General features: G+C 59.6%; 9 protein-coding genes. 7 read left to right on the top strand and 2 right to left on the bottom strand.

The features are described 5' to 3' along the window. Positions 1-645, top strand: a 645-nt coding sequence (locus J5M72_RS23120) for a polyphosphate kinase 2 (protein WP_207867205.1), incomplete at its 5' end; no start/stop codon positions are given. Between the two features lie 87 nt (positions 646-732). On the opposite strand, the gene J5M72_RS23115 is transcribed toward J5M72_RS23120, so the two are convergent. After that, complete coding sequence (locus J5M72_RS23115; RefSeq protein ID WP_064383113.1) at positions 733-924, bottom strand: DUF1508 domain-containing protein; 192 nt, start codon at positions 922-924, stop codon at positions 733-735. 280 nt (positions 925-1204) lie between these two features. Between J5M72_RS23115 and J5M72_RS23110 the strand changes: the two genes are divergently transcribed. The 6 genes from J5M72_RS23110 (at position 1205) to J5M72_RS23085 (ending at position 6777) form a co-directional block, all read left to right on the top strand. Then, positions 1205-2173, top strand: a complete 969-nt coding sequence (locus J5M72_RS23110; RefSeq protein WP_207867204.1) for a glycosyltransferase family 2 protein — start codon at positions 1205-1207, stop codon at positions 2171-2173. A gap of 3 nt (positions 2174-2176) precedes the next feature. Further along, a complete protein-coding gene (locus J5M72_RS23105) occupies positions 2177-2878 on the top strand; it encodes a methyltransferase domain-containing protein (protein ID WP_207867203.1) in 702 nt (233 codons plus the stop codon). Then, the gene (locus J5M72_RS23100) at positions 2875-3261 is read left to right on the top strand and encodes a GtrA family protein (RefSeq protein WP_207867202.1); all 387 of its coding nucleotides are present in this window, start codon (positions 2875-2877) and stop codon (positions 3259-3261) included. Before J5M72_RS23105 ends, J5M72_RS23100 begins: the two co-directional genes overlap by 4 nt. After that, positions 3258-5354 carry a DUF6311 domain-containing protein gene (locus J5M72_RS23095; protein ID WP_207867201.1) on the top strand — a complete coding sequence of 699 codons (2097 nt, stop codon included), beginning with the start codon at positions 3258-3260 and terminating at the stop codon, positions 5352-5354. Before J5M72_RS23100 ends, J5M72_RS23095 begins: the two co-directional genes overlap by 4 nt. A 73-nt stretch (positions 5355-5427) precedes the next feature. Then, on the top strand, positions 5428-6354 hold the full coding sequence (locus J5M72_RS23090; RefSeq protein ID WP_207867200.1) for a LysR substrate-binding domain-containing protein: 927 nt from the start codon (positions 5428-5430) through the stop codon (positions 6352-6354). Between the two features lie 57 nt (positions 6355-6411). Next, positions 6412-6777 (top strand): 5-carboxymethyl-2-hydroxymuconate Delta-isomerase, encoded by a 366-nt coding sequence (locus tag J5M72_RS23085; RefSeq protein ID WP_169429268.1) that lies wholly within the window; start codon positions 6412-6414, stop codon positions 6775-6777. A gap of 3 nt (positions 6778-6780) precedes the next feature. On the opposite strand, the gene J5M72_RS23080 is transcribed toward J5M72_RS23085, so the two are convergent. After that, positions 6781-7716, bottom strand: coding sequence for a LysR family transcriptional regulator (locus J5M72_RS23080; protein WP_207867199.1), 936 nt, complete (start codon positions 7714-7716; stop codon positions 6781-6783). Between the last annotated feature and the right edge of the window lie 153 nt (positions 7717-7869).

The raw sequence follows: 7869 nt of genomic DNA, 5'->3' as shown, positions 1-7869 counted from the left end.
GGCAAGGGCGGGACGATCAAGGCACTTACCGATCGGGTCAGCCCGCGGGTCTTTCGGGTGGTTGCATTACCGGCCCCGAGCGAGCGAGAGAAGAGCCAGATGTATCTGCAGCGCTACCTACCTTATCTGCCGGCAGCCGGCGAGGTGGTGATCTTCGATCGCAGTTGGTACAACCGAGCCGGTGTCGAGCGGGTGATGGGGTTCTGTACCGAGAATCAGGTCGAAAAGTTCCTCAATACGGTGCCCCTGGTGGAGCATGCCATCGTCAATTCCGGAGTGATTCTGCTCAAGTACTGGTTGAACGTCAGTCAGGAAGAGCAGACGCGCCGGCTGGAAGAGCGCATCAAGGACGGTCGAAAGATCTGGAAACTGTCTCCCATGGATCTCAAGTCCTACAGTCGCTGGTATGACTATTCGCGGGCGCGTGACGACATGATCAGGGCGACCGATACCGAATATGCGCCCTGGCTGGTAGCCGACTCGAATGACAAGCGGCGAGCGCGCCTGAATATCATCTCAGATCTCCTCAGCCGCATTCCGTACAAGAGTGTTTCGCGCGAGAAGGTTGAGCTACCCAAGCGGCAGAAGCCTGGGGGCTACAAGGAATCGGATTATCCCTTCCGGCACATCCCCGAGAAATTCTGAAGACAGGTGTTTACGTCGGTCTCGGAAAAGCCCCGTTGATGAAAATCAGCGGGGCTTTTTCTTTTTTGCGGCCTTACCGGATGCCCCTCAAATCTCCTTGACCGGCGTATCCCCCTGCACACCCTTGATCAATTCGATCACGTGCAGACAATCCGCCTTGTTCACATACGACTCCCCGCTGGCAACCGTTTCATGGTTTCCCGCCCTTAACCGCCAGCGCCATTGGCCCTTGCCGGTGCTCGGGGTGCCCTTGGATTGCCTGTAAATCTCGAAATACATTCAGTTCGCTCCATGCGATGGGGATATTGCGACAACCTGTTTGACGCATGTTCGCAAGCCTAGCCGAGCCCTGTTATTTGGCTATCGGGGATTTGTTTCCAATCGTTCGATAATGTTTCCGCAATGGGCGGGGCAGAGCGTCTGGATCAGCCTTCGGATTGGCCGGTACGTCCTCGTGGCACACTTGCATGACCTTCAGTGGTGCTGCTTAATACGGTGCGGCTCATGGCGTCGAATCCGCTTCGGCGACCGATAGACACTATAAGAAAAGAGCACTCCATTGACCCAATCGCACGGAACGCCAAACGCGGGGCCGGTGAAATTGTCGCTGGTGGTTCCCGTCTTCAATGAAGAGGACAGCCTCGACGGCTTTCTCCTGCGCATCCATCAGGTATTCAAGTCTGAAGAGCTGATCCGCCTCGAACTGGTGTTCGTCAATGACGGCAGCAGCGATGCGACGCTGGAGCGTTTGCTGCACCGCCAACAACGTGATCCGCGGATCCGTATCGTCGATCTGAGCCGTAACTTTGGCAAGGAGGCGGCGCTTTCCGCCGGTTTGCAGATCTGTACCGGAGAGATCGTGGTGCCGATCGACGTCGATCTGCAGGACCCGCCCGAGGTGATTCTGCAGATGATCGAGCGCTGGCGCGAGGGTTATGAAGTGGTGCTGGGGCATCGCCTCAGTCGCTGCAATGATTCGTGGGCCAAGCAGATCTCGGCCAGCTGGTTTTATCGTTTGCACAACAAGATCGCCGATCAGGCACTGCCCGAGAATGTCGGCGATTTCCGTTTGATGGATCGTTGTGTGGTAGACGCTCTGCTGACACTGCCGGAGTCCCGGCGATTCATGAAGGGGTTGTTCGCCTGGGTCGGTTTTCGCACCACTCAGGTCGAATACGATCGCCCGGAGCGTGCGGTGGGCGAGAGCCGGTTCAATGGCTGGAGGCTGTGGAATTTCGCGCTGGAGGGCATTACCAGTTTCAGCACCGAGCCATTGCGGATCTGGACGTACCTGGGGGCGATGGTGTCTCTGGTGTCGTTTGCCTTTGCCATGTTCATCGTGGTGCGCACGCTGATCCACGGCGTCGACATGCCCGGTTACGCCTCGCTGATGGTCGCGGTGACCTTTCTCGGCGGCTTGCAACTGATCGGCATTGGCGTGCTTGGCGAGTATCTTGGCCGCACCTATATCGAAGCGAAACGCCGACCGGTTTTCCTGGTGCGCCGCATCTATGACCCCAAGGACTGAAGCATGGATCTCAAGGAAACCGACATCCTCGGCGACAGCATCGGCGAGCATTGGTATTACTGCTCGAAGGCGGCGGCGACGCGCCGCATGCTGGGGGAGGCACCGATCAAGCGCATTCTTGATGTCGGTGCCGGCTCAGGGTTCTTTTCTCATCATTTGCTGATGCGCACGGCTGCCCGCGAAGCCTGGTGCGTGGACATCAGCTACCCGGCCGATTTCAGCGCCACCACCGCCGGCAAACCGGTGCATTACCGCCGTGCGATCGACAGCGTGGACGCCGATCTGGTGTTGCTGATGGATGTGCTGGAGCACGTTGATGATGACCTCGGATTGCTCAAGTCCTACGTCGACAAAGTGCCGTCCGGCAGCCGGTTCCTGATGACGGTGCCGGCGTTCCGGTTCCTGTGGAGCGGGCACGATGATTTTCTTGAGCACAAACGTCGCTATACGCTCGGGCAGTTCGAAGCCTTGACCGAAAAGGCTGGGTTGACGGTCGAGCGGGGCGCCTACTACTTCGGCGCGGTGTTCCCGATGGCTGTTGCTTCGCGCCTGATTCCCGGCAGTTCGACACCCCGTTCGCAACTGAAAAAACATCACCCGCTGGTTAATGCGCTGCTGAAGACCCTGTGCCGCCTCGAGCTGCCCTTGATGAACCTGAACCGCGTGGCCGGTCTGAGTGTTTTTGTGCTGGCGCGCAAACCGTGATGCCCGCCGAGAAAGACGCGCTTGTCAGGCGCGGCCTGCGCTTTGCCGTGACGGGACTGTTCGTCACCGCGTTGCATGCGTTGGTGGCGATGTCGTTCATCAATTATGTGAGCCCTGATCCTCCACTGGCCAACGGTGTGGCGTTTGTCGTCGCGACCGTGGTGTCCTATGTGATCAACACGACCTGGAGCTTTTCAGCCCGCTTGCACGGCAAGACGCTGCTGCGATTCCTGCTGGTTTCGGCGGGAGGCTTTTTCCTGGCGATGTTTGTCGCCTGGGCCGCACAGATGGCAGGGCTGCATTACCTGCTGGGCATCGCGGCGGTCGCGCTGACCATTCCGGCATTCACGTTCGTGTTACACAATTTCTGGACCTATCGATGAAGGATTTGCGCAGGCACCCGGCACTCTCCTTACTGCCGTTGTTAATGGGGACGCTGGTGTTTTTCCTGGCGATCGGGCCGCAAGCGCTGAATCCGCAAAACATTGCCTGGCTGGAACAGGGTGATCCGGCGACGCATTATCTGGGCTGGGAATTCTTCCGGCGTTCGCCCTGGACATTTCCACTCGGCCTCAATCCGTTCTACGGTCTGGAACTGAGCAATTCGATCATCTTTTCCGACTCCAACCCCCTGTTGGCGCTGTTGTTCAAACCCTTCAGCGCGTGGTTGCCGGACACCTTCCAGTATTTCGGGTTGTGGCTACTGGTGTGTTGTGTCCTGCAGGCCTGGTTTGGCTGGAAACTGCTCGGGCTGATGACCGGCAATCCCTTGATTCGCCTGCTGGGGGCCGGGCTGCTGGTGTTCTCGCCGCCGATGTTTCTGCGTATGGGCGGGCACCTTTCCCTGGCCGGGCATTTCCTGATTCTGGCAGCGTTGTATCTGGCGCTGGTGCTGGACCTGCGTCGACGGCGCTGGGCCTGGGGGGCGTTGCTGGCGGTGACCTCATGGGTGCACGCCTACTTGCTGGCCATGGTGGCCCTGATCTGGCTGGCGGATCTGCTGGGCAAGACATTCAGCCGGCAATTGACCCGGCGTCAGGGGCTGGTCGAAGGCGGATTGCTGTTTGCGCTGGTGAGTGTGTGCTGCTGGCAGGCGGGTTATTTCAGCATTGCCGACGGTGCGGTCTCGGGCGGTTTCGGTTTGTACCGGATGAATGTGCTGTCTCCGGTCGATCCGGCGGGCTGGTCGTGGATCCTGCCCAATTTGCCAAAACGCGAGGGCGACTTTGAAGGTTTCAACTACATGGGGCTGGGCGTTCTCTTGCTGGTGCCGCTGGCGCTGATTGCCTGGCATGGCAATCGGCAACCCTTGAGGGAGGCGTTGCGCGCCGGTCCTTGGCTGTTGACGGCCCTGTTCGGCCTGTGGCTTTTCGCGCTGTCGAATCAGATCGGTATCGGCTCAATCACCGTCGGCTATCCACTGCCGGAGGTAATCCTCAGGCTGGCCAACGTCTTCCGTGCGTCGGGGCGGATGTTCTGGCCGGTGCTGTATGCTTTCATGTTGGGCCTGATTTTTCTGGTGGTGCGCGGTTATCGACCGCGCGTTGTCATTTTTCTGCTCGCTACCGCGCTGCTGGTCCAGGTTGCCGATACCTGCAGTGGCTGGCTTGGCGTGAGACAGGGGAAAATGGTCGCGCCATCGGCAACCTGGAACAGCCCGATGCGCGATCCTTTCTGGGCAAGCGCTGCCGGGCATTACACGAATGTTCGCAGTCTGATGCCGCAGAATCAGAACGATCGCTGGCAGATGATTGCCGAGTTTGCCGCGGTTCACGGCATGAACACCGATGCCGTCTACCTGGCGCGCGTGAGTTCTTCGGCGCTGGCGCTGGCACAGCAGAAAGCGCGGCGCATGCTCGACTCGGGTCAATACGAGGCAGATTCGTTGTACATCCTCAGCGACGATGTCCTGGCGGATGCCGCCAAAGGCATCAACAGTGAAACCGATCTGCTGACCCGGGTGGACGGTCTCATCGTGCTCGCTCCGGGGTGGAAGCGCTGTACCCGATGTCTGCCCATGAAGGATGAGGGACAGCAGATATCCGTGATTCCCCTCTCGGGGCCAGGGCAAACGCTGACGTTCAATTACCGAAACCGACAACTGGCCAACGGCTGGTCGACACCGGAAAGCTGGGGCACGTGGACGGAGGGGCAACAGGCGAAAATCGAAATGCGGGTGTTGCCGCAGGCGCGTTCAATCGTGCTCGACGCATTGGCCTTCGTTCAGCCACAGCATCCCGCCCAGCGAGTGATCGTGAAGCTCAATGGCGAGCAGGTGCTGACCACAAGTCTGACCCGGTTCCATGGCAATCACCTGGAAATTCCAATCAGCGCCGCGCTCAGTCGCAGCCTTGCGAGCGATGACCGACTCACTATCGAACTGCAATTGCCGGATGCAATCAGCCCTCGGCAATTGGGGATCAACGATGATTCGCGGGTCATGGGCCTGGGGCTGAAGTCCCTGACGGTGCAATGACGCACCGTTTTGATGGACGCTACCCCTGCTGCCTTTCTACACTGCCCGCAATCCGGGGACAGGGGGGCAATGGATGAACCGCAATGAACTTCGCAAGGCCGACATCAACCTGATGGTGGTGTTCGAGACCTTGATGCTCGAACGCAACGTGACACGAGCGGCGGAAAAGCTGTTTCTCGGCCAGCCGACCATCAGCTCGGCGCTCAATCGCTTGCGCACCATGCTCAACGATCCACTGTTCATTCGCGTCGGTCATCGCATGGAGCCGACGGCTCGCGCCGAAGACATCTATCGCCATCTCAAGCCTGCCCTGGACTCGCTGTCGGTGGCGCTGAGCCTGACCCGTGATTTCGACCCGGCCGTCAGCACCATGACGTTTCGCATCGGCCTGTCGGACGACGTCGAATTCGGTCTGTTGCCACCATTGCTGCGTGTCTTGCGCCAGGAAGCACCGAACGTGGCATTCGTGGTGCAGCATGTCGATTACTGGCGCATTCCCGATCTGCTGGCGGCTGGCGACATCACCGTCGGTATCAGCCAGACCCGTGGCCTGCCGGCCAACGCCAAGCGCAAACTGCTGCGGCATATCCAGCCGAGTATCCTGCGCGCCGACAAGTCCGACACCCCGCTGACCCTCGACGAATATTGCGCACGGCCCCATGTGCTGGTTTCCCACACGGCCAATGTCAGCGGTTACGCCGATGAGTGGCTGGCGGACCTCGGTCGAACCCGTCAGGTGGTGTTGTCGGTACCGCAATACAGCGCGCTGCCGGCGCTGCTTGCGGGCACCGACCTGATCGCCAGCCTGCCGGACTACACCGCCGAGGCGATGGCCGCCTCGGGGCTGCTGTTCAAGGAAGCGTTCCCGTTCAAGACCCCGACGCTCGACCTGTCGATGGTCTGGCTCAGCCATGTCGACAGCGATCCGGCCGAGCGCTGGCTGCGTTTGCGGCTGGAGCAGTTCATGAGCGAGCGGCCGGTGATGGCGTCGTTGGCGTGAGTCAGGCGTCGCTGTGTTATATGTACGACCTTTTTGCCGAACCTCTGGAGCACCGACATGCCACATCTGCACATGGAATACACCGCCAACCTGCCGCAACTGAACGCCGACGTGGCGTTGATCCGGCTCAACAACACCCTGGTGGGTTCCGGTCAGTTTGCGGCCGAGTTCGATATCAAGAGCCGTGCGCTCAAGGTGGAAACCTTCAAGGTCGGCACCGCCATGAGCGAGCGGGCCTTTGTTTCAGTGAGGCTGGCGCTGCTCAGCGGCCGATCCCCGGAGATCAAGAAACAACTCTCGCAAAACCTGTTGGCGGTGTTGCAGGACCTGTGCGAATGGCCGGCGGGTGTCGAAGTGCAATTGAGTGTGGAACTGCTTGATATCGACCGCGAGTCCTACAGTAAAGTCGCCATCGGCGTGTAAGACTCAGGCCGCCTCCAGCTCCGCGCAGGTCTTGATGACCTGCTCGCGCAGCCAGAGGTTGGCGCTGTCCTGATCGACGTTGTGGCTCCACTGCATGTCGAGGGTGAAACCCGGCAGGCCGTTGGGTGCCTCGCAGTGATTGAATATCGCGTCGTTGGTCAGCAAACGCTGGATCCGCCGGGGCAGGGTGAGGATGAAATCGGTGCCGGTGATCATCTTCAACGCTGCGCTGTAGCTGTTGGAACGCGCGACGATCTGGCGCTTCTGTGCCTGCCGCGCGAGCCAGCCATCGACCATGTTGGTGGTCGAGGTCCAGGGCGTGGGGAACACATGCCGACGCTCGGTGAAGGCTTGCAGGCTGAGGCGCGGTTCCAGCGGCGTCGCACGTTTATCGAAGACGCAGACCAGATCATCTTCCAGCAACATCCGGGATTTCAGGTCGGTATGGCTGCGGTGAAAGTGCGGGCCGAAACAGATCACCAGATCGAGGCTCCCGTCTCGCAGCTCCTGCGCCGGCACGTCCGTCTCGAACTTGTGCATGTTGACCATCACCGGCAGATCGTCGAAGTCGAAACGCTTCAGCATGCGCGGCAGGATCAGTTGCTCGAAGTATTCCGGGGCGCAGATGTTGAAGGTCACCGGCTGCGCCGTCGGGTCGAAGGTCGGGGCGCCGGCGTGGCACAGGTTGATGCTTTCGAGGATTTTCTGCACATGGCCATACATGCTGCTGGCCTTGTAGGTCGGGCGCATGCCCGTGCGGGTATTGACGAACAACTCGTCTTCAAAACTGGTGCGCAGTTTCTTCAGGCAGTAACTGACGGTGGACTGACTGACGAACAGCGCCTCCGACACATCGGTGACGCTGCTTTGCTCATACACGGCGACAAACACCATGAGATCCTGCATGTCGAGCTTTCTAAGCAAGTTACTGTTCAGCATCCGTTCTGTCTCGCTGTGCTCCTTGCGCCGAATCCGCGCAAACGTGTGCGCATGATCGTAACGGAACGATGGTGCCAGGAGAAACCCCTGTAGGATTTTTCACGGACAGTTGTGGGACAGAAAGTTTTAGTAATACGACGTGCCAAAACGATC

It is taken from the genome of Pseudomonas sp. 58(2021), assembly GCF_017491585.1.
Taxonomy (GTDB): Bacteria; Pseudomonadota; Gammaproteobacteria; order Pseudomonadales; family Pseudomonadaceae; genus Aquipseudomonas; species Aquipseudomonas fluorescens_BT.
This window is presented reverse-complemented; position numbering and strand designations above follow the sequence as displayed.